At 47.4% G+C, this 21267-nt stretch carries 18 protein-coding genes and 1 riboswitch; of the genes, 6 read left to right on the top strand and 12 right to left on the bottom strand.

Going from position 1 to position 21267, the window contains the following annotated elements:
• Positions 1-153 precede the first annotated feature (153 nt).
• A complete protein-coding gene (gene hemW / locus ACTNEN_RS10450; protein ID WP_441206334.1) occupies positions 154-1341 on the top strand; it encodes a radical SAM family heme chaperone HemW in 1188 nt (395 codons plus the stop codon).
• 144 nt (positions 1342-1485) lie between these two features.
• On the opposite strand, the gene ACTNEN_RS10445 is transcribed toward hemW, so the two are convergent.
• On the bottom strand, positions 1486-2544 hold the full coding sequence (locus ACTNEN_RS10445) for a branched-chain amino acid aminotransferase (protein ID WP_441206418.1): 1059 nt from the start codon (positions 2542-2544) through the stop codon (positions 1486-1488).
• Between the two features lie 103 nt (positions 2545-2647).
• Positions 2648-4462 (bottom strand): translation elongation factor 4, encoded by a 1815-nt coding sequence (gene lepA / locus ACTNEN_RS10440; protein WP_441206332.1) that lies wholly within the window; start codon positions 4460-4462, stop codon positions 2648-2650.
• Between the two features lie 307 nt (positions 4463-4769).
• On the opposite strand from lepA, the gene rpsT reads away from it, so the two are divergent.
• A complete protein-coding gene (rpsT, locus tag ACTNEN_RS10435) occupies positions 4770-5033 on the top strand; it encodes a 30S ribosomal protein S20 (RefSeq protein ID WP_441206331.1) in 264 nt (87 codons plus the stop codon).
• 222 nt (positions 5034-5255) lie between these two features.
• On the opposite strand, the gene ACTNEN_RS10430 is transcribed toward rpsT, so the two are convergent.
• The 5 genes from ACTNEN_RS10430 to ACTNEN_RS10410 all read right to left on the bottom strand — a co-directional run bounded on the left by ACTNEN_RS10430 (position 5256) and on the right by ACTNEN_RS10410 (position 11454).
• Complete coding sequence (locus tag ACTNEN_RS10430; protein WP_441206329.1) at positions 5256-7676, bottom strand: DNA internalization-related competence protein ComEC/Rec2; 2421 nt, start codon at positions 7674-7676, stop codon at positions 5256-5258.
• Between the two features lie 25 nt (positions 7677-7701).
• Positions 7702-8592 (bottom strand): DegV family protein, encoded by an 891-nt coding sequence (locus tag ACTNEN_RS10425; protein ID WP_441206328.1) that lies wholly within the window; start codon positions 8590-8592, stop codon positions 7702-7704.
• Between the two features lie 17 nt (positions 8593-8609).
• The gene (gene gpmI / locus ACTNEN_RS10420; protein ID WP_441206326.1) at positions 8610-10157 is read right to left on the bottom strand and encodes a 2,3-bisphosphoglycerate-independent phosphoglycerate mutase; all 1548 of its coding nucleotides are present in this window, start codon (positions 10155-10157) and stop codon (positions 8610-8612) included.
• Positions 10158-10443: 286 nt separating this feature from the next.
• Entirely contained in the window at positions 10444-10986 is a 543-nt protein-coding gene (locus ACTNEN_RS10415; protein ID WP_441206324.1) for an NADH peroxidase, read from the bottom strand.
• An 87-nt stretch (positions 10987-11073) separates the two neighbouring features.
• On the bottom strand, positions 11074-11454 hold the full coding sequence (locus ACTNEN_RS10410) for a Fur family transcriptional regulator (protein ID WP_441206323.1): 381 nt from the start codon (positions 11452-11454) through the stop codon (positions 11074-11076).
• A gap of 316 nt (positions 11455-11770) precedes the next feature.
• Between ACTNEN_RS10410 and rfbC the strand changes: the two genes are divergently transcribed.
• Positions 11771-12376, top strand: coding sequence for a dTDP-4-dehydrorhamnose 3,5-epimerase (gene rfbC / locus ACTNEN_RS10405; protein ID WP_441206321.1), 606 nt, complete (start codon positions 11771-11773; stop codon positions 12374-12376).
• A 9-nt stretch (positions 12377-12385) separates the two neighbouring features.
• Positions 12386-13438, top strand: coding sequence for an RluA family pseudouridine synthase (locus ACTNEN_RS10400; RefSeq protein ID WP_441206319.1), 1053 nt, complete (start codon positions 12386-12388; stop codon positions 13436-13438).
• 26 nt (positions 13439-13464) lie between these two features.
• Here the strand turns inward: ACTNEN_RS10400 and ACTNEN_RS10395 are convergent, their stop codons facing one another.
• From ACTNEN_RS10395 to ACTNEN_RS10380, 4 genes are all read right to left on the bottom strand, one after another.
• Positions 13465-14229 carry an NAD-dependent protein deacylase gene (locus ACTNEN_RS10395; protein WP_441206317.1) on the bottom strand — a complete coding sequence of 255 codons (765 nt, stop codon included), beginning with the start codon at positions 14227-14229 and terminating at the stop codon, positions 13465-13467.
• Positions 14230-14329: 100 nt separating this feature from the next.
• Entirely contained in the window at positions 14330-15022 is a 693-nt protein-coding gene (locus ACTNEN_RS10390; RefSeq protein WP_441206316.1) for a 5-formyltetrahydrofolate cyclo-ligase, read from the bottom strand.
• Between the two features lie 667 nt (positions 15023-15689).
• A complete protein-coding gene (gene pepT, locus ACTNEN_RS10385; RefSeq protein WP_441206315.1) occupies positions 15690-16928 on the bottom strand; it encodes a peptidase T in 1239 nt (412 codons plus the stop codon).
• Positions 16928-17920 (bottom strand): homoserine O-succinyltransferase, encoded by a 993-nt coding sequence (locus ACTNEN_RS10380; RefSeq protein WP_441206314.1) that lies wholly within the window; start codon positions 17918-17920, stop codon positions 16928-16930. The genes pepT and ACTNEN_RS10380 overlap by 1 nt, the downstream gene beginning before the upstream one ends.
• Before the next feature lie 287 nt (positions 17921-18207).
• A riboswitch (SAM riboswitch) is annotated at positions 18208-18313 on the top strand.
• 89 nt (positions 18314-18402) lie between these two features.
• Here ACTNEN_RS10380 and metK point away from each other — a divergent pair.
• Together metK and ACTNEN_RS10370 are read left to right on the top strand one after the other, a co-directional pair.
• Positions 18403-19461, top strand: coding sequence for a methionine adenosyltransferase (metK, locus tag ACTNEN_RS10375; RefSeq protein ID WP_441206312.1), 1059 nt, complete (start codon positions 18403-18405; stop codon positions 19459-19461).
• Positions 19462-19683: 222 nt separating this feature from the next.
• Positions 19684-20376 (top strand): hypothetical protein, encoded by a 693-nt coding sequence (locus tag ACTNEN_RS10370; RefSeq protein ID WP_441206310.1) that lies wholly within the window; start codon positions 19684-19686, stop codon positions 20374-20376.
• Between the two features lie 67 nt (positions 20377-20443).
• Here the strand turns inward: ACTNEN_RS10370 and tpiA are convergent, their stop codons facing one another.
• The gene (gene tpiA / locus ACTNEN_RS10365) at positions 20444-21193 is read right to left on the bottom strand and encodes a triose-phosphate isomerase (protein ID WP_441206309.1); all 750 of its coding nucleotides are present in this window, start codon (positions 21191-21193) and stop codon (positions 20444-20446) included.
• Positions 21194-21267 lie beyond the last annotated feature (74 nt).

The raw sequence follows: 21267 nt of genomic DNA, 5'->3' as shown, positions 1-21267 counted from the left end.
TTTTTACTTTATTGCTTTAATATCAGAAATTATCAGTAATCGTACCCCATAACAAATTTTTATGCAAGAGTAAATGCAATGGTAAATCCCCCGTCCGGCTTGAGGATTTGTAAAAGCTATGCTACATTTAATAGCATTCAAGGAGATAGCTTCATGTCAGATGAAATCATCAATGTAAACGATACAAAACAGCTGGAACTATACATTCACATCCCATTCTGCGCACGCAAATGCAACTACTGCGACTTTCTGTCCTTCCCCGTAAACGCGAAGGAGCACGACGCCTATATCAACAGGCTCTGTCAGGAAATCACTCTGTCTGCTCCATCCGCAGCTGCCTATGAAATCTCTACTATATTTATAGGAGGCGGCACGCCATCTATACTGGAGCCGAAATGCATCTCCCGCATCATGTATACCATCCGACGTCATTATAATGTAAGAAAAAGCGCGGAAATCACCATTGAGCTGAATCCAGCCTCCACATTACGTTATAAGTTTGCCTCCTACCGGGACTCCGGCATCAACCGGATCTCCATCGGACTGCAGTCCGCAAACAACACTGAGCTCAAAACCCTCGGACGGCTGCATATCTTTGAGGACTTCCTGAAATGCTACCAGGATGCCCGCATGGAGGGTTTTCAAAACATCAACATCGATCTTATGAATGAAATCCCGGGACAGACCACGGCCAGCTGGCGCAAAACCCTGCGCAATGTCCTGATGTTGAAGCCGGAGCATGTCTCCATCTACAATCTGATTATCGAGGAGGGCACCGTATTTCAGCGAATGCAGGCTGCCGGGACGCTGTCACTGCCATCAGAGGATGAGGATGTCGCGATGGATGAGATCACAAAGGAATTGACCAACCGATATGGCTATCGCCGCTATGAAGTCAGCAATTACGCAAAACCCGGTTACGAATGTCGTCATAACTACGGCTACTGGTCCAATGTTCCCTATCTGGGATTTGGGCTTGGCGCGTCCTCTTATTTTAATGGTATACGCTGGAGCAATATCCGGGATTACCGGGCATATCTGGATATGGATCTCCCGGAAGATGCTGCACATGGCTTTGTAAGGCTGCATCAGAATATGCAAATTCTCTCCCGGGAAAATCAGATGGAAGAATTTATGTTTCTAGGCCTACGGCGGATCGAGGGGATCTCCGAGCTCGAGTTCATTCGCCGCTTCTCCGTGGATATCCACACCGTATTTGGGCGGCAGCTCGAGCAGTATACACGGGAGGGGCTGCTGATCCATGAGAATTATCATTATCGCTTTTCCGAGCATGGTATGAATGTCAGCAATGCAATCCTCAGTGACTTTTTACTGACTTAAGTTTCCATCCCGGACTAAAAAAGTATCGGAAATGGCATAAAACACCATTTCCGATACTTTTATTTTACTGAAATTTACCTAAATTATTCTACTTAAATTATCTTATCTTGTTTTACTCATGCTGGAGCTGCGCCCGGATCGCAATCAGCAGATATGACGGATCCAGCCCTCTGGGCCCTCAATTCTGCCGCTCTGGATACCGGTAATGGTATCGTAAAGCTCACCGATCACAGGGCCGGCTTTCTCCATACCGGACGGAAGATTGATAACATCATCATGATTTACAATACGTCCAACCGGAGAAATAACCGCAGCCGTTCCGCAAAGACCGCACTCCTGGAAGTTCTTGATCTCCTCATACTTCACAGGCCTCTCATCAACATGGATATGAAGATAATGCTCTGCCAGGTAAACGATCGAGCGTCTTGTGATAGAAGGCAGAATGGACGGAGACTTCGGCACTACAAGATTTCCTGCCTTATCTACAAAAATTGCGTTAGAACCGCCAGTCTCCTCTACATAGGTTCTGGTTGCCGGATCAAGATACAAATTCTCGGCAAACCCTGCCTTATGCGCAAGTACAGAGGAATGCAGACTCATCGCATAATTCAGTCCTGCCTTGACAGCACCGGTTCCACGAGGTGCTGCACGGTCAAAATCGGAGACCTGAATGGCAATCGGAGTTGCGCCGCCTTTGTAATACGGTCCAACTGGTGTACAGAAAACTCTGAACTGGTACTCATCTGCAGGCTTCACACCGATCACTACGCCTGTTGCAAACTCATACGGGCGCAGATAAAGAGATGCACCGGATCCATATGGAGGAACCCAATCCAGATTTCCCTTGACAACCTGATCAATAGCATCCAGGAATTGATCCTTAGGAAATGGTGGCATCTCAATCCGCTGTGCTGACTCGTACATACGGTCTGCATTGAGATCCGGGCGGAAGCACACAACAGAACCATCCTCCCAGGTATAAGCTTTCATACCTTCAAATACCTGCTGGCAGTACTGCAGCATACCTGCTGACTCGTTTAATGTGACTTCCGGGTTGGAAATCAGTGCTCCCTCATCCCATTTACCGTCCTTCCAGTTGGAAACATATCTTTTATCTGTAACATGGTATGCAAAACCAATGTTACCCCAGTCAAGATTTTTCTTTGCCATGGTAAATCTCCTTTCACTTAACGCACTTAGTATAGTCTCAGAAAAAAAGGATTTCAATATATGCCATAAAACGAATCGTCATATTTCATATAACTCTAAGCTATGGAATTTCTGTCATTCCATACCGCAAGTTATATTAATCCGAATCCAGCTTCAGCACGCTCATAAACGCCGACTGTGGAATCTCTACATTTCCGAACTGACGCATCCTGCGCTTGCCCTCCTTCTGCTTTTCCAGAAGCTTCTTTTTACGGGAAACATCACCACCATAGCATTTTGCCAGCACATCCTTGCGAAGCGCCTTGATGGTTTCTCTCGCCATAATATGCCCACCGATCGCAGCTTGAATCGGGATTTCAAAAAGCTGTCTCGGGATTTCATTTTTCAGCTTCTCGCACATCTTCTTACCGCGCTCGTAAGCAGAATCCGCATGTACAATAAAGGAAAGCGCATCTATTGTTTCATGGTTCACCAGGATGTCCAGCTTTACCATCTTGCTGGTGGCATATCCCTTAAGGTCATAGTCAAAAGAAGCATAGCCTTTGGACCGGGACTTAATGGCATCAAAAAAATCATAAATAATTTCGTTTAACGGCATATCATATTTCAGAATTGCCCGGTTGGCTTCAATATATTCGGTACCCTTGTACACGCCGCGACGCTCCTGACAAAGCGTCATAATCGATCCCATAAAGTCCGGCGTCACCATAATTTCCGCTTCGACAATCGGCTCCTCAATGTGATCAATTTCCGCTGGATCCGGGAGATTTGCCGGATTGGAGAGTTCCATCATAGTGCCATCCGTCTTATAGACATGATACACTACTGAGGGCGCCGTGGTTACAAGATCCAGGTTATATTCGCGTTCCAGTCTCTCCTGTACAACATCCAGGTGCAGAAGACCCAGGAATCCGCAACGGAAGCCGAAGCCCAGTGCCTGGGATGTTTCCGGCTCATACTGGAGCGCCGCATCGTTAAGCTGCAGCTTTTCCAGCGCATCTCGTAAGTCCGGATATCTCATAGTATCCGCAGGATAAATACCGCAGAAGACCATCGACTGCACCTTTTTATATCCGGGCAGTGGTTTCTCCGCGGGATTGGCTGCGTCTGTCACCGTATCACCAACTCTTGTATCACGGATATCCTTAATAGATGCGGTAATATAGCCAACCATACCAGCAGACAGCTCATCGCATGGCGTAAACTGACCAGGGCGGAAATATCCCACCTCGGTTACGTCAAATTCCGCACTGGTAGCCATCAGTCGGATCCTGGTCCCCACCTTGACTCTACCCTCACGGATTCTGCAGAAAATGATAACGCCCCGGTAATTGTCATAAACCGAATCGAAAATCAGCGCCTGCAGAGGATGATCCGGACTGCCGCCCGGTGCCGGAATCTTTTTTACAATGTCTTCCAGTACTTCCTCCACATTTTGTCCTGTCTTTGCGGAAATCCTAGGAGCATCCATGGCTTCAATGCCAATAACATCCTCAATCTCCTCGGCAACCCGGTCCGGATCTGCCGATGGAAGATCGATCTTGTTAATTACCGGCATGATTTCCAGATTATGGTCCAGAGCAAGATAGGTATTGGCAAGCGTCTGCGCCTGGATGCCCTGTGTCGCATCAACAATCAGGACTGCCCCATCACAGGCTGCCAGGGCTCTGGAAACCTCATAGTTAAAATCCACATGCCCCGGGGTATCGATCAGATTAAAAATATACTCTTCCCCATCCTTTGCCTTATAAATGACACGGGTTGTCTGGGATTTAATCGTGATGCCACGTTCCCTCTCGATCTCCATATTGTCAAGCACCTGTTCCTGCATCTCCCGCTGTGTCAATGTGCCGGTCATCTCAATAATCCGATCCGCCAGCGTGCTCTTGCCGTGATCGATATGGGCAATAATACAGAAATTCCGGATTTTGCTCTGATCTATTGTTGTCATCTTTCTTAAATTTTTCTCCTATATAAATAAATGAAATGAAAACGAAAATTACTGACTCGATTTTACTTTCTGAATATTGCTGTCCAAAAATTGTTTCCTATTATTTGTGAAAGCTCGCTAGTAATCCTAACATACCCTGACCGGTTTTGCCATAAAAAACCGCTGCATCCCCTGATTTCCCTTGATTTTGCCCGGGAATTGTTCTTGACAAGTGAAATACCTTTATATATGATAATTGAGCATGTTTTCAAACTGTCCGTGTCCAGGTATTTGAAAACACCTCAAATTATAGAAAGGTGGCATCAAAATGGCAAATATTAAATCCGCAAAAAAGAGAGTATTAATCGGCAATGACCGGAACGAGCGCAATAAGGCAATTCGTTCCGAGGTAAAGACCTATATTAAAAAGGTTTACGCAGCAGTGGAGGCTGGTGATAAGGCAGCTGCACAGGAAGCTCTCAGAAGAGCGCAGAAGAAGGTTGCTATGGCACACAGCAAGGGCATCCTTAAGGCTAACAACGCATCCAGAAAGGTTGCACATATGTCCAAGGCAGTTTCTGCTATGGCATAATGCTTCATCCGGCATTTCACATTTATTTTACCTAACATCGTTTTTTACAAGGTTTGATTTCAGGCCGTACCTGGAACGTTTTTAATCATATGTTACTCATGAGGACCTTCGGACTAACCCGCCGAAGGTCCTTTTTATTACTTTTATTATTTTACTCTATGTCCTGACACATAAATCCTGACGTAATACTTTTACTGTCTTTTCCGTCTTATGCATCCGGCTTTATCCTGCTGCCTTACGATAATGATAAAGCCGGATACTTCCGTCCTGTTCTGGAATTATGCGGATCTCTCCAAGCCTGGCCGTCTCCAGAAGCCTGATTCCACGTTGCCGGAGCCTCTCCATCGTTTCCTGATGGGGATGTCCGTAGTCGTTGTTTCGTCCATAGCTGATGAGAGCGTATGTCGGAGATAATGTCTCAAGGAGCAGCTCCGATGTACTGGTAGCACTGCCATGGTGCCCTACCTTAAGCACATCGATATCTTCCACAAGCCTCCGCCGCTGCATCTCCTGAAGCATCACTTCCTCCGCTTCCTTTGGCATATCTCCCGTAAACAGCATATGGAAACGACCTGCCGTGAGCATGATCCCCAATGACTGCGTATTGGCATCCTCAATGTGTGTATCGTCTACAGGATAAATGCATTGAAATGCCAGCTTCTCCTCTTCCTTTTCTTTCTCTTCCGTAACTGTCATCTCATCTCCGGATTGCATATACTTGATTTCCGTATTTCGCTGTGCTGCCGCCTGTCTCAGCGTATCATACCTGGAGTCAAGCTTTGCCGCTGCCGGTAGGATCATCCTCCTGATCCGAACTGCACTGGTTTCCGTAAGCAGATACAGGATTCCGGAGTAATGATCGCTGTCACAGTGACTGATCATGCTTGCGTCAATGCAGGAGATCCCCTGTGACAAAAGATATGGTTCGAGAACATTCTCCCCGAAATGCTTGTCAGATGTCGATCCTTGATCCATTGTAACCACTATATCTCTGTTTCTGATTATAAATCCGTCACCCTGTCCCACATATAGCGCTGTTATTTCTGTTTTCTGTGGCTTATCTGGGATCAGGTTCCATATCTGTATAAACATGATAAGCAGTATAATAGCTCTTTCAAGATATGGGGTCCTCTCCTGTCTGCGTCCGCGTCTCTCGAGGATACAGAACAGCAGAAGCAAAACGCCATAATACACCAGTATATCTCCCATGCCTGGTCTCCCGAGGACAAGGCTTGCATATTGCCAGGTGCTGACTGCCTCACACAGCCACTTGTAAAATGCAATGATCATATGACCCCCGCCGATTGCCACTCTGGCAAGCAACGTTGAAAACGGATACAAAGCCAATGCGAGTATGCCTCCTCCAAGTACATATCCCATGAGCGGAAGAACCAGAAGATTCAAAAGCAGGCTATATAAAGGGAGCTTAAAGTAATGATACAAAACAATCGGGAGCATTCCCAGTTGCAGGAGCAGCGCAATGCGGATGGTTTCTACGATCTGCCACTTGAGTTTTGGCAGATCCATGGCAAGTCCGATCGATAGCACCGCAGCAAAGCTCAGCTGGAAGCCTCCGGTAAAAAGCAGATACGGACTCCGTAAAAGTAAAAGAACCGCTGCCACTCCGACTGCCGAGAGCATGTCATAGGTTCTCCCCATAGAACGCGCCAGGAACTGGAGGAGCAGCATAATCACGGCACGCATGGCAGAGCCGGAGCAGCCGGTAAAAGTCCCGTACAATAAAATCAGAATCCCGGCAAAAATTCCCGCTGCCTTCTGATGCAGCCTTCCCTTCCTCAGGATATTATAAAAACCCATACCAAGGATGCTGAGGTGCAGACCGGAGACCGCAAGAATATGGGAAATGCCGCTCTCCTGAAACAGCCTGCTGATCTCTTCCGGCATTTCTCCCCTCTCCCCGAGCAGAACTGCCTGATAGATGCCACTGCCACTCTCGGTACAAATTGTGCGGAATGCTTCCTGACACCACTCCCGGAAACGCTGCAAAATCTTCCATAACGGAAGTACATCTCCTCCGACGATTTCCATACGTTTCCCATACATGCTTCCGCTGATTCCCTGTGAACGGAGGTAACGGCCGTAATCAAACTGACCTTCATTCTGCGGTTGCTCCTCCTGTGCCATTTTACCGGTAATCCTGACCTCATGCCCGGGATAGACATCCGCCGGCGCATCCAGATATACCATGATCCTGCCTACCGGCTGGTCATATCTCTTACGCTGCATTTCCGTTGCAGTCTCCGGAAGCTCCCGGAGACTGCCATAGGCACTGGACAGCATACTCCCGGATAAAATCACACGATATGTATCCTTGCTGCCGTAATATGCGACGACCTTCCCCGTAAGAGCTACGTTGAGCTCTCCAAAATATAAAATGCGGCTTTGATTTTTCTTAAAACCCTGCTCTGCAATATGATACCGGCAGAATCCCAGTAAAAACACAAAAAGGAGAAGTGCGGCTGCACCCCTCCTTACTTTTTTCCGTAATAGACCTGCTCCTGTCAAAAACAACACTGCTGCTCCCGACAAAGCATGCAAAAGCGGACCTGTTTCCTCTGCACTGATACACTCTCCAAGTACAAACATCACTGCCATCAGTAAACATGGTCTGCGATAATTCAATTGTAAACCTCTATAATGTAAGAAATTACTCCATAAGCTCCGGTGTACGCTCAATCACAGCCGCTCCAAGACCATTTTGTCCGATATGGCAGCTGATCAGAAGCGACAACGGATTTACAATAATCTCGTCATTGAGGCGATTTGGAAATGCCTCCTTAAGCTCCTCGGCAAATTCTGCTGCCTGTTCCGGATTATCCGTATAGGCGGAGCATACATAACAGTTCCTGCCCTCCGGATCCTGGAGACGACCGGCAAGCTCGGTTTTCAGTCCCTTGATGATCGCATCCCGGACCATCTTGCTCGTCCGTACCTTGGTATAGGAGTCCAGCTTACCTCCGTTGGTAATCCCCAGCACAGGCTTTATGTGCAGAAGTGTTCCTATTGCTGCAGCCATCGGTGTAATCCTGCCGCCCTTCTTAAGATATTTCAAGGTATCCACACCGATATAAATCTGATTCCGGTCATGATCCCGGTTCAGGATCTCCATGATCCTGGCTCCATCATACCCACGGGCCGCCAGTAAGGTGGCATTAACAGCCGCCTGGCGCTGCGTGACAGAAACCCCACGGTCATCCGGAACAAAGACTCTCCCCTCATACTTCTCATCATGCGAGAGCATGATTGCCGTCTGCGTAGCTCCGGATAGTCCGGAGGTAAGCGGGATATGCACGACCTGATCATTGTCCTCTAGCAGCTCATCCCAGACCCGCATGAGATCCTCCATGCCCGGCTGAGATGTAGAAACTTCGGCGTCATGCTGGAGCTTATCAAAAAATTCCTCTCTCGTAATATTGATATCCTCAAAATATTCCTCTCCATCAATCCGGAAAGGCATCGGAACAACACGGATTCCCAGCTCTTTGCCTGCTGCCTGGGTAATTCCGCTGCCGGAATCGGTTGAAACTCCTATCTTCATTTTCTGTCTCCCGCAACTTACTTGCTTATAATCAGTGACTTTCCGGTCATTTCCTCCGGCTGTGGAAGTTCCATCATCTCAAGCAAAGTCGGCGCAACATCACAAAGTGCTCCACCTTCTCTTAGTTTCCAATTCGGATTGGAATTTACCAGGATAAACGGTACCGGGTTGGTTGTATGTGCAGTCCATGGCTCACCGGTCTCATAGTTGATCATCATGTCCGCATTGCCATGATCCGCGACGATCATCATCTGACCTCCGACCGCTTTCACCGCCTCTGTAACTCTGCCGACTGCCTGATCCACTACCTCAATTGCCTTAACCGCCGCAGGGATCACGCCTGTATGGCCTACCATATCTGGGTTCGCAAAGTTGCAGATGATCAGGTCATATTTTCCGGAGCCGATGGCAGCAACCAGCTTATCGCAAACCTCCGGACATGACATTTGCGGTTTGAGATCATAAGTTGGAACATCCTTAGGGCTTGGTACAAGGATCCGGTCCTCATTGGGATTTGGCTCCTCAACACCACCATTAAAGAAAAATGTTACATGCGCATATTTCTCGGTCTCCGCAATACGAAGCTGATGAAGTCCCAGAGAGGAGACATATTCACCAAGTGTTTTTGTTACCGACTGCTTTGGAAATGCGATGTATTTATTTGGAATGGTCGGATCATAGTCCGTAAAGCACACAAAGGTCGTCGCAATCCGTCTGCCTCTCTCAAAGAAGCTGAAATCCTCGTCACAGAAGCAATGTGTAAGTTCTCGTGCACGGTCCGGACGGAAATTAAAGAATATGCAGGAGTCCCCATCCTGTATGATCGCAGTAGGCTTACCATCCTTGAGGATCACGCATGGCTCAACAAACTCATCAAACACCTTATGATCATATGAGGACTGGATGGCCTCCGCAACGCTTGCTGCAGTTTTGCCGGTTCCCTGTGTCATCGCTTCATATGCCTTAGAAACACGGTCATAGTTTTTGTCCCGGTCCATGGCATAATACCGTCCGGAAATCGTTGCGATTTCTCCTACACCAAGCTCCGCCATCCTAGCCTGAACTTCATTTAAAAATTCCTTACCGGAATCCGGCGGTGTATCACGACCATCCAGGAATGCATGCAGATAAACCTTTTTCAGCCCATTGCGTCTTGCAAGCTCCAGAAGTCCGTATATATGTTCAATGTGAGAATGCACGCCTCCATTGGAAACGAGTCCAAAAAGATGCAGTGCGGAGTCCTTAGCCTTACAGTTATTTACGGCTCTCAGAAGCTCTGTATTTTTATAGAAGTCTCCATCCTCTATGGACTTAGTAATTCTGGTAAGCTCCTGATATACGATTCTGCCGGCGCCCATATTCATATGTCCAACCTCGGAGTTACCCATCTGTCCATCCGGAAGGCCTACATACAGTCCTGACGCCTGCCCCTCTACAAAAGGACATTCCTTCTCCAGCCGGTCCATGACCGGAGTATCTGCCATTGCAATTGCATTACCTACCGGATTAGGATTAATACCATACCCATCCAGAATCAGGAGCACAACTGGTCTTTTATCTGTCATATCTACCTCTGCTCTTTCTTATCTTTTACCATTGCGTTTAAAATCGCTGCATGATCTGAAGTGATCTCTGCATGCCAGCGATCACAAACGTTTATTTTATGCATAACTTCAGCAAGTTATAAAAGCCTATAGCTTTTTGTACTATATAACAAAAATGGAATGCAGTCAATTGCGTACAGATTCATTTGTTAAAAAATAAACATATTTCGGCACGTGGTTCAGATTACCATATGCTGCAATACAAAAAGACCGCCTGGCACCAAACCAGGCGATCTTATCGTTTAAATTAACCAAAATATCTCTTGAGGAGACCAGCAAATGCCTTGCCATGTCTTGCCTCGTCACGAGCCATCTCATGTACAGAATCATGAATAGCATCCAGATTCAGTGCCTTTGCTCTCTTGGCGAGATCGGTTTTACCAGCGGTAGCACCATTCTCAGCCTGAACACGTACAGTAAGATTTTCCTTCGTGGAAGGAGATACAACCTCTCCAAGCATCTCGGCAAATCTGGAAGCGTGATCAGCCTCCTCGTAAGCTGCAATTTTATAATAATCGCCAATCTCCGGATAACCTTCTCTGTACGCAGCCCTTGCCATTGCAAGATACATGCCGACTTCGGAGCACTCACCCTCAAAGTTTGCTCTGAGGTCTGCTTTGATATCTTCCGGAACATCCTTGGCAACGCCGATTACATGCTCTGCTGCCCAGGTAAGCTCACCAGTCTGCTCCACAAACTTGGACGCTGGTGCCTTACATACAGGACACTGCTCTGGCGGATTCTCACCTTCAAATACATAACCACATACTGAACATACCCAAGTTTTCATAAACGTATCTCCTTTTCTGCCATTAGGCCTTCTGCTAAAATCAACTTGCTCACATGTTTTCCCGGATTCTGAGATACTGCCGTTTCCTCAGGATTTCCGCGCGCATTCGTCGCAGACTCCATAAAAAACGAGTTCATGACCGGTGACCTCGCCAGGCACAAACGCCTCGGCATCCTGGTCCAGATGCTCGGCAACTTTCATCGGAACATCAAACACTCTGCCGCATTCATTACAAACAAAATGGTAATGAAGCTCGGTATTAGGATCAAAATGGTCCGCCCCTGAAACAAAGGTGAGCTTTTTGATCGCGCCATGCTCGGAAAGAAGCTTCAGGTTTCGATAAACGGTGGCAAGACTGATATTCGGATCTCTTTCTCTTAACTCCGCAAAGATGATGTCCGCTGTCGGATGGTCATGATGCAGTTTAAGCTGATCCATCACTTCCTCTCGCTGTCTGCTATAGTTCATCTCCTATCCTTTCATCTGTACTTTTACCTTCATTCGTCCGTTACATATCTCCACTCCCTCGGCGAGAGTAAAAATACTTCAAACATGAAATTAATAATTATTATTAATTTAATGCTATAATAGTCCTTCATTCCAGCAATGTCAACTGTTTTTTGTAAAAATCTTCTGATTTAAGCATATTTTCATGTCTGCTTTACATGTCTTTCAGAGGTTTTCCATGCGAATGCTGCTCTCCACTGGTTTTTTCCGGAAAAGCCATCTATAATAAAGCCACTGGGTGCAGAAGCATCTACATATTATACATAAGGAGTTTACAATGGGACAGATTAAAGTAACCAAAGCGCCGATTGAAGGCCTCTATATTATTGAACCAACCGTGCATGGCGACGACCGTGGATATTTTATGGAAACCTATAATCAAAACGATATGCATGCTGCAGGTCTTGACATGGTATTTGTACAGGACAATCAGAGTATGTCCACAAAGGGTGTACTGCGCGGTCTGCATTTCCAGAAGCAGTATCCACAGGGCAAGCTGGTACGTGTAATCAGGGGTTCTGTATTTGATGTTGCTGTAGACCTCCGTGAGGGAAGTAAAACCTACGGCAAATGGTTCGGCGTCGAGCTGACTGAGGAAAATAAGAAGCAGTTCTACATTTCCGAAGGCTTTGCACACGGATTTCTGGTACTGTCGGATGTAGCCGAGTTCTGCTATAAGGTAACCGATTTTTGGCATCCGGGAGATGAGTCCGGTCTTGCGTGGAACGACCCTGAGATCAACATTACCTGGCCTCATGTAAACGGTACATACCAGGGGAATGCTTCCGCCGAGGGGTATACACTGGACGACGGAACTCCCCTCAATCTGAGTGAGAAGGATCAGAAGTGGCTCGGTCTCAAGGATACCTTCCACTTTGCATAAAAGACTCCTATGGCTGTAAATCTACGCACACTGGAGTATACCATACCGGAAAGCTTCCGCGGTGAGACCGTGGGAGCTTTTCTGCGTTCCCTGGGATACTCCCGGCACATCATCTATCATCTCCGGAACACATCTGCCATCCATCCGGAAACAGGCGAGTCCATTTTTGGCATGCTGCTTAACGGAAGTAAGACCTGGGCAAAATGCATCCTTTCCGACGGTGACAGACTCAAGATTAATATCCTCGAAACAGAGATAAGCGAACATGTCGAGGAAAGCTGCATTCCCCTTAACATCATCTATGAGGATGACGACCTCCTTGTGATCAATAAGCCCGCCGGCATGCCGGTCCATCCTTCCATGGGGCATTACAAGGATACACTTGGAAACGCGCTCTGCTGGTATACACACCATGTCCTCGGATATCCACAATATGTAAACCGCATCATCAACCGGCTGGACCGGGATACAAGTGGGCTCCTGATCAGTGCCAAAAACATGTTGAGCGCCGCGCTCCTGGGAGATATGGTAAAACGCCGGGAAATTCACCGGGAGTATCTTGCCATTGCCGATGGTGATGTCTCCTCACTCAGCGGATGCGAATGCTCTGGTCTCTACGTAAGCCACCGCTCTCAAGATGCCGATACGATAGATACCAATTGCGTATATCCGGCAGGCTCCTGCTTTCACATGACCATCAATGCTCCGATCGGGCGGAAACAGGATTCTGTCATCGAGCGCTGCATCGACTTTAAAAACGGAGAGTACAGTGTAACACATCTCCGGCAGCTGCAGTATCGTCCCGACAAGGACTTGAGTCTCCTGTCTCTTAAGCTGGAAACCGGACGGACACATCAAATCCGGGTGCACCTTAACTATGTGGGGCATCCTCTGATCGGAGATTTCCTCTATCATCCGGAGTATCAGGACATGCAGCGGCAGGCGCTGCACAGCTGGCGCCTGCGTTTCCGACATCCGATCACTGGTAGAGATCTGACCTTTCAAAGTGACCTGCCGGAGGACATGAAGCAGCTCTTTCCCTCTATAAATCCAATGCCTTAAAGCACGGATCAAGGAAGGATGCACGCTTAATCCAGCCGGAGCCCCTGCAGCTCTGCAAGGCGTGTAAACACCTCACCGATCTTATCCTTTATTACTAGCGTATGTGCATCCATACGTACATTAAGCTCATCCCGGTTGATAATGACAAGATACTTACCTTCAAAATAATGGATATAGGATGCCGCCGGATAAACCGTAAGCGAGGTTCCACCGATGATCAGCATATCCGCCTGTGCAATGCTTCTAACAGCGCCTCTCACCGCAGCCTCCGGGAGGCTCTCCTCATACAGCGTAATGTCCGGACGGATCACACCTCCGCAGGTGCAGTGCGGAACCGCTTCCTTGGAATCAAAAATATAATCCGGCGGATAAGTCTTGCCGCATTTCATACAGTAATTCCGCAGTGCGCTGCCATGAATTTCATAGACTACACGGCTGCCTGCCTTCTGATGCAGTCCATCGATATTTTGTGTCACTACTGCCTTTAATTTTCCGGTCCTTTCCAGTGCCGCAAGATACTTATGGGCATTGTCGGGCTGGACCCTGCAGGTATCCATCTTCTGCCGGTGAAACTCAAAATAGACCTTCGGCTCATTCATAAGGCAGCTGTGGCTCAGAAGATACTCCGGGCGGTACCGGTCAAACTGTACATCATGCTGGTTATAGAGTCCATCCTTACTGCGGAAATCCGGTACTCCGCTCTCTGTAGAAACACCAGCGCCTCCAAAAAACACAATATCGTGGCTGTCATCCATCCACTCTTTTAAGGTTTCAAGCTTTGTATCATCCATATATTTTTATTTTCCTCGATTCTGCTTAAGCTCAATGCCGGTTCTATTTCCGTTTCCCTACGCAAGGGCATCCCACTCTGATCTCCAATATATCCCTGCCTTATCCACGATTTTCGGGATCCGGCAGCATACGGCGCAGAAGCTTTCCTAACAAACCGGAGGAGCCTCGTAATGCTTCTCTCACCGAATCGTCTCCATCGTTCTCCGATGCCATCCTTGGATTATAAACCTTATCTTCTGTAAAGATCCGGTCCATCACAATATCATACGGATCCATCGGAACCCGATCCGCTCCCGCAATCTGCTCCGCCATCAGTTCTTCAAAGCAGAGGCAATACTTATACATGCTTTGCCCATGCAGAAAACGGTCATAATATCCGGCTCCATGGCCAAGTCTGCCTCCAAAACGGTCCGCCGACACACATGGGATCAACGCAAGATCAATCTTATAGCCGTCGATCACAGGCAGTCCCTGCTTCGGCTCCAGGATCCCCAGCGTGCCCGGTTCCAGATCCTCCCAGGAGCGGATGATCACAGCCTCCATCCTGTGCTCCGGTCCCGGGATGCACCTCGGGACAGAAACCTTCTTACCCATAGACCATGCGGTCTCAATGATTTCACGGGTATCCGGCTCCTCCGGCATGCTGACATAGCAGAAAATCGTCTCCACCTGCTGGAAGATCGGATGCATCATGATTCTTGACTCAATGCCGGCATTTGCCTTCTGGCGATATTCATTTGTTAATGTTTTTGATTTTTCACGGATCATAGCCCGCAGCTCTTTCTTTTCCATGTCCTGATTATAGCATTTCCGGAAGCCGTTTTTCATAATTTCCGTAGATTTATCAAATAAATAAAAATAATATTTTTATTTATTTATCATTTACAAAAAATAATTCTTGTGCTAGTATTAAGACACAAAGAAAAAGTTCAACGTTAACAAATCTTATCTGACGAGAAAGGATAAGATCGGGCGTTAACAAAGTGGTGGCGGTAAGCCATCGAACGAAACTGCAGAAAGCGAGGTATAAAGCGATGATTCCAGCACAGTCAGTCGATAATATCTCGGGACAGCGTCAAAGGTAATTTTTTAAAGCAGCAGCATCGGAAAGAGTATCCGATGGTCATGTAAGCTTAATTCCACGAAGTGCCACTTCGATTTATCCTTTACAAAGTCTGAGAGATATTATCGCGTAAATAATAATAACTCGTAAGCATATGTAAATGTGATAATCCTAAGATTTAAAAGATAAACATAGCGCAAAGCTATTTTAGATAATATTTTAAATATACTTATCACAGGACAAGAAGGATCCTTAAGCAATATAAAATCTACAAAGGATGGTACCAGTCCGATGCACAGATAAACCAAAAACTTAATAAGGTAAATAAAAGAGAGAGCCCTCACAATTGGGTTCTCTCTTTTTCTTTTCATTCTGCTGTTTGCCTGATGTCTGATATTATTTCCGGACACCTACCATACCGGTTGTAAGGTTCTTCAGTACCTCCACCATGGTCCGCATGGAATTAATGTTAAGATACTCATAGATGCCATGGTAGTTCTCGCCCCCGGTCGAGAGATTGGGGCAAGGCAGTCCGCGGAAGGAAAGCCGCGCGCCATCTGTGCCGCCGCGGATTGGAACCGTGCGTGCCTCCACGCCAGCTTTGGCAAAGGCTTCCTTGGCCTGGTCAATCAGGTACATATGGGGCAGGATCTTCTCCTTCATATTATAGTAAGAGTCCTTAACCATAACCTGCACTTCCGCGTCTGTCCCGGCATATTTTTCATTCAACTGATCTGCTGCTGCCTGGAACTGCTGCTTCTTTGCCTCAAATTTCTCACGGTCATGATCCCGGATAATATACTTCATTACACAATCCGTCTCATCTCCCTCAATCGAACAAAGATGGAAAAATCCCTCATAGCCCTCTGTATTGGATGGGCGGCACGGCGGAAGCAGTCTATCAAATTCCATCGCTACCAGAGATGCGTTGATCATCTTATCCTTGGCAGAGCCAGGATGTACATTGACCCCGTGAATATGCACGGTGCCGGAGGCCGCATTGAAGTTTTCATATTCGATCTCTCCCAAGGTTCCGCCATCCACAGTATAGGCGACTTCCGCGCCAAAATCAGCAAGATCAAGCAGCTCTGCTCCGCTTCCGATCTCCTCATCCGGTGTAAAGCCGATCTCAAGCTCTCCATGCTTAACTTCCGGATGCGTGAGGAAATACTCCGCCATCTGCATGATCTCTGCAACGCCCGCCTTGTCATCTGCTCCCAGCAGTGTAGAACCATCCGTCACAAGGAGATCCGCTCCCCGCGCATCTAGAAGGTGCGGGAATGTCTTCGGCGACAATACAACGCCATGACCAAGTGTAATATCTCCTCCATCATAATTTTTAACAACGCGGGGATTGACATTGGCCCCGGAAGCAGATGGTGAGGTATCCATATGCGCGATAAATCCAAGTCGCGGAGTGACGGCATTCATCTCCGGATCCAGATTGGATGGGATCCTTGCATAAACATAGCACTGCTCTGTGATCTTGACCCGTTCTGCGCCCAGGTTCTTAAGCTCCTCGACAAGCATCCGACCAAGATCAAACTGCTTCATGGTAGACGGTGTCGTCCCGGAGCTCTCCGAGGACTGGGTGTCCACCTTTACGTAATTCATGATTCTGTCTAATACATCCATTAGTTTGCCCCCATAATAGTATCCCGTTCGCCGACATGGTCTCCCTTAAGATAGCTGTCATACTGCACCGGCTTCAGCTCCTTAAGATCATACGGAGTTTCCTGATACACAAAGTTCAGCCAGTTGGTATAGGTACAGTTAGATGTGGATCTCCAGGAGAGGATCGGCTCCTTTGACGGGTCATTGTCTCTATAATAGTTTACCGGGATGTCCGGGTTCAGACCCTTGGCAACGTCCCTCTTATATTCCTTATCCAGATCATATTTATCATACTCGGAGTGACCGGTGATAAAAATCTGGCGTGAAGAACATGCCAGGATCATATAGCTGCCGCCCTCCTCCGGATTGTCGGCTTCTGCAACCATATAAAGCTCCGGATTGCTGCGGACCGCCGCCTCATCGATGCCGGTATAACGTGAAATCGGAACCATAAAATAGTCATCCATGCCACGCATAATCATCTTTTTACGATGAACCACTTTTTGTCGGTAAATACCGCTCAGCTTCTTTGGCAGCAGGACCTTTTGTATCCCATAATGATAGTAAAGTCCAGCCTGTGCACCCCAGCAGATATGAAACGTGGAAAACACATGTGTCTCCGACCATTTCATAATCTCTGTCAGTTCCTGCCAGTATTCCACCTCCTCAAATGGCATTTTTTCCACCGGTGCGCCGGTAATGATCAAACCATCAAAGGCTTCATTTTCAATCTGATCCAGCGTTACATAAAATTTGTTTAAATGAGATGCATCCGTATGCGTAGCCCGATGGCTGGCTACCTTCATCAGCGTGATCTCCGTCTGGATCGGGAAGTTGGAAAGCACCCTCAGAATATCCAGCTCTGTATCCTCCTTGAGAGGCATGAGATTAAGAATCGCAATCCTCAGCGGACGGATCTGCTGTGAGATCGCACGGGCTTCATCCATGACAAAAATATTTTCAGATTCCAGTATATGCTTTGCAGGTAAATCATTCTGTACCTTGATTGGCATGAACTTCACCTCCGGTAAATTGTATAATATTTAACAGGAATGCTATCAGTATATACCATGCACAATAGTTTTGGCAATTCGGAGAATGCAGAGATTTACAGAGTTCGCCCCGCTTTACCGGATTGAATCCGCATTTGACCGGTCAAGAGCATTAACGTAAAGAGCACCTGACTGTCATGATCAAAGACAGCACGCCTGACTGTCGGCTGACTGTCATTCATAAAAACAGGGCGAAAACAGCGCTTGACATATATCCATGATCTGTTACAATATGTTGCACAAACCTATACTTATTCAGAGACGGCGGAGCTACATAGGAGCGATGAAACCGCAGCAACCCCGGAAACGGAAGGTGCTAACCTGAGCGAACAATTTTGTTTCGAGCAATAAGACGGAAGAATGTTACGGACTGTCGATTTGTTCGGCAGTCCTTTTCTTTTGCTTACATTATCATATGCCTGTTATGGCAGAAAGGAACCATTATGCTATTTTCATCTGAGCAGGTATCCAATGGACATCCTGACAAGATCTGCGACCAGATTTCTGACGCAATCGTAACTGACATTCTGCAGCATGATCCCAACGGCCGTATTGCTGCGGAAACCGTCATCAAGGACTACGAAATCACGATCCTTGGCGAGGTAACCACCAACTACGATCCGGACTACGATACCTTGACAAGAGCTGTCCTTACCAAAATCGGACTTGAAAACGTCGATAAATATAACATTCGCCTGCTGATCTCCAAGCAGTCTCCGGACATTGCGATGGGTGTTGACCGCGAGGGTGCGGGCGATCAGGGCATGATGTTTGGATATGCCACCAATGAAACCAGGGAGATGCTTCCGATCCCTTATGTCCTGTCTACAAAGGCACTGCTTAAGCTCCGGGATTTTAATCTGCGTGACGGATTTAGGAAACTGCGTCCGGATGCCAAAGCGCAGGTCAGCTATGACTATGCTGCCGGAAGAATTGATACCTTCCTGATCTCCACGCAGCATGCCGAGGAAACCTCCCTTACAGAAGTGCGGGAAATTGTCACCGGCATCATGATGGAAACCGCACAGGAGATGGAGCTCAATACAGATTTCCGCGTACTTGTTAATCCGACAGGTCGTTTTGTGCTCGGTTCCTCCTTTGCAGATTCCGGTCTCACCGGCAGAAAGATTATCGCCGATACCTATGGCGGAGCTGCGCATCATGGTGGTGGAGCATTTTCCGGCAAGGATCCTTCCAAGGTGGATCGCTCCGCAGCCTATATGGCACGTAAGATCGCACGTGATATCGTGAATGCCGGCAAGGCGGACCGCTGCGAGGTACAGCTTGCCTATGCTATCGGCGTTGCAGAGCCGGTATCCGTATATGTGGACTGCTTTGGCACAGAGCATGAGGACCGGAATCAGATCTGGGAATCCATCCGCAAGAACTACGATCTGACCCCCAAGGGCATTATCCGTTCCCTGCACCTCCTTGATGTGGATTACAATCTGGTTTCCTCCTATGGTCACTTTGGCAAACCGGATCTTCCCTGGGAGAAATAAATGCCATCTATGATATGACCTGTGAGGTCCGGATCTTTGTACGCTCCGGTACCTTACATAAAGTGCAAAGGGTCTCCAGCATAGGCACTTGGTTTCACGAAACGCCTATGCTAAAATAATGCAGTCACAGAAAACTGTGGCTGCATTTTTGTTACATAAATACGTTAGTATGAGGTATGGAAATTGAAGCATCCCGATTGTAAAAAACGCACGGACCACAAAATGATGAAGACCAGGCCGATCTGGCATGACATGCTGAAGCTGGATCTCCTTTCAGGACTGCTGCTGGAAGCTCTCGTCCTTCTGGTCTCACTGCTTGCCTTCCATATACGCTATCCGAGACTCACATTTTCAAGATCATGGTTTCTGAATGCAATGTATTTATTACTGATGCTCCCATTCCTCGTTGGATTTTTTGGTATTGCGGCAAGAAGCTTTGCAAGGGGAGCATGGGTTCGGGCTCTTATCCGGCTCTCTCTCCCGGCACAGCTCATCGGCATCATTTCAGCCATTACTCTATGCCTGCTGCCGCCATACTGTTCTGCTACCAGAAACCCGAAGCAGTATCTGTATTTTGACAAAATGAATACCGAGATGGAGCATGAGCTTCGAGAGATCTTTCCATCAAAAATCCCACAAACTGCCATGGATGTAAACTATCAGTACTATAAATACGAAAGCGCACTTGAGGAAACGCTCCACCTCTCGCTCAGTGTTACGATGGATGCGGAAGCATTCCAATCCGAAGCAGACAGAGTACAGGCCCTGCCTGTACTCGCAGATGCCGATAGAAGCTCCGATGATACTATTCTGATGCTTGATACCATCGACAAGCAGGGAATCGAAATCCATATTACCATGGACCGTCAGTTTCGCCGGGTCATCTATTCTGCGTCCTTTCGCATCCGAAAATGAACGACAAAAAAGGGGACAAGTATCTGTATCTTACAAACTACTTATCCCCTCGTTTTTCTTGCGCTACTTACTTATTATAATTTACAATCGTTCCAAAATCTGCTTTCAGAGAAGCACCGCCAATCAGACCGCCATCAATGTCCGGCTGAGCGAGCAGCTCCTTGCAGTTACCGGCATTCATAGAACCGCCATACTGGATACGGATTGCCTCTGCAGTATCTGTACCATAGATCGCAGCGATAGTATCACGGATTGCCTTGCATACTTCTTCCGCCTGTGCTGCAGTAGCTGTCTTTCCGGTACCAATAGCCCAGATTGGCTCATAGGCAATGACAACGCCCTTTGCCTGCTCTGCCGTTACACCCTGGAATGCAATCTTGATCTGCATCCGGATCCAGTCCTCGGTAATACCCTGCTCTCTCTGTTCCAGAGATTCACCACAGCATACGATCGGCTTCAGTCCTTTTTCCAGGGCTTTTTTAAGCTTCTTGTTGATATCAGCATCTGTTTCATGGAAATAGCCTCTCCTCTCAGAGTGGCCCATGATCACATACTGTACACCAGCGTCCAGCAGCATATCCGCCGAAATCTCTCCGGTATAGGCTCCCTTGTCTTCAAAATACAGATTCTCGGCACCAACAGCAACATTAGTACCCTTGACGGCCTCTACAACCGGAACGATGTCGATTGCCGGAACACAGTAAACTACATCCACATCCGGATTCTGAACCAGCGGCTTCAGAAGCTCAACAAGCTTCAACGCCTCGGACGGTGTCATATTCATCTTCCAGTTGCCTGCAATAATTTTTTTTCTCATTTTAGAAAACTCCTTTACAATCCGTCATCTCGTCTGATTTCATCATAAAGCCGGCCCGGGATTGCCCGGACCGG

The sequence above is a fragment of the Oribacterium sp. HCP28S3_H8 genome, from assembly GCF_052064775.1.
Taxonomy (GTDB): Bacteria; Bacillota; Clostridia; order Lachnospirales; family Lachnospiraceae; genus Oribacterium.
The sequence above is the reverse complement of the archived record's forward strand: the minus strand, read 5'-3'. Positions and strand labels throughout refer to the sequence as shown.

Coding starts and splice junctions, on each gene's coding strand:
- hemW (WP_441206334.1), top strand. CDS start 154: ATGTCAGATGAAATCATCAATGTAAACGATACAAAACAGCTGGAACTA.
- lepA (WP_441206332.1), bottom strand. CDS start 4,462: ATGACAACAATAGATCAGAGCAAAATCCGGAATTTCTGTATTATTGCC.
- rpsT (WP_441206331.1), top strand. CDS start 4,770: ATGGCAAATATTAAATCCGCAAAAAAGAGAGTATTAATCGGCAATGAC.
- ACTNEN_RS10425 (WP_441206328.1), bottom strand. CDS start 8,592: ATGAAGATAGGAGTTTCAACCGATTCCGGCAGCGGAATTACCCAGGCA.
- gpmI (WP_441206326.1), bottom strand. CDS start 10,157: ATGACAGATAAAAGACCAGTTGTGCTCCTGATTCTGGATGGGTATGGT.
- ACTNEN_RS10415 (WP_441206324.1), bottom strand. CDS start 10,986: ATGAAAACTTGGGTATGTTCAGTATGTGGTTATGTATTTGAAGGTGAG.
- ACTNEN_RS10410 (WP_441206323.1), bottom strand. CDS start 11,454: ATGAACTATAGCAGACAGCGAGAGGAAGTGATGGATCAGCTTAAACTG.
- rfbC (WP_441206321.1), top strand. CDS start 11,771: ATGGGACAGATTAAAGTAACCAAAGCGCCGATTGAAGGCCTCTATATT.
- ACTNEN_RS10400 (WP_441206319.1), top strand. CDS start 12,386: ATGGCTGTAAATCTACGCACACTGGAGTATACCATACCGGAAAGCTTC.
- ACTNEN_RS10395 (WP_441206317.1), bottom strand. CDS start 14,229: ATGGATGATACAAAGCTTGAAACCTTAAAAGAGTGGATGGATGACAGC.
- ACTNEN_RS10390 (WP_441206316.1), bottom strand. CDS start 15,022: ATGGAAAAGAAAGAGCTGCGGGCTATGATCCGTGAAAAATCAAAAACA.
- pepT (WP_441206315.1), bottom strand. CDS start 16,928: ATGGATGTATTAGACAGAATCATGAATTACGTAAAGGTGGACACCCAG.
- ACTNEN_RS10380 (WP_441206314.1), bottom strand. CDS start 17,920: ATGCCAATCAAGGTACAGAATGATTTACCTGCAAAGCATATACTGGAA.
- metK (WP_441206312.1), top strand. CDS start 18,403: ATGCTATTTTCATCTGAGCAGGTATCCAATGGACATCCTGACAAGATC.
- ACTNEN_RS10370 (WP_441206310.1), top strand. CDS start 19,684: ATGATGAAGACCAGGCCGATCTGGCATGACATGCTGAAGCTGGATCTC.
- tpiA (WP_441206309.1), bottom strand. CDS start 21,193: ATGAGAAAAAAAATTATTGCAGGCAACTGGAAGATGAATATGACACCG.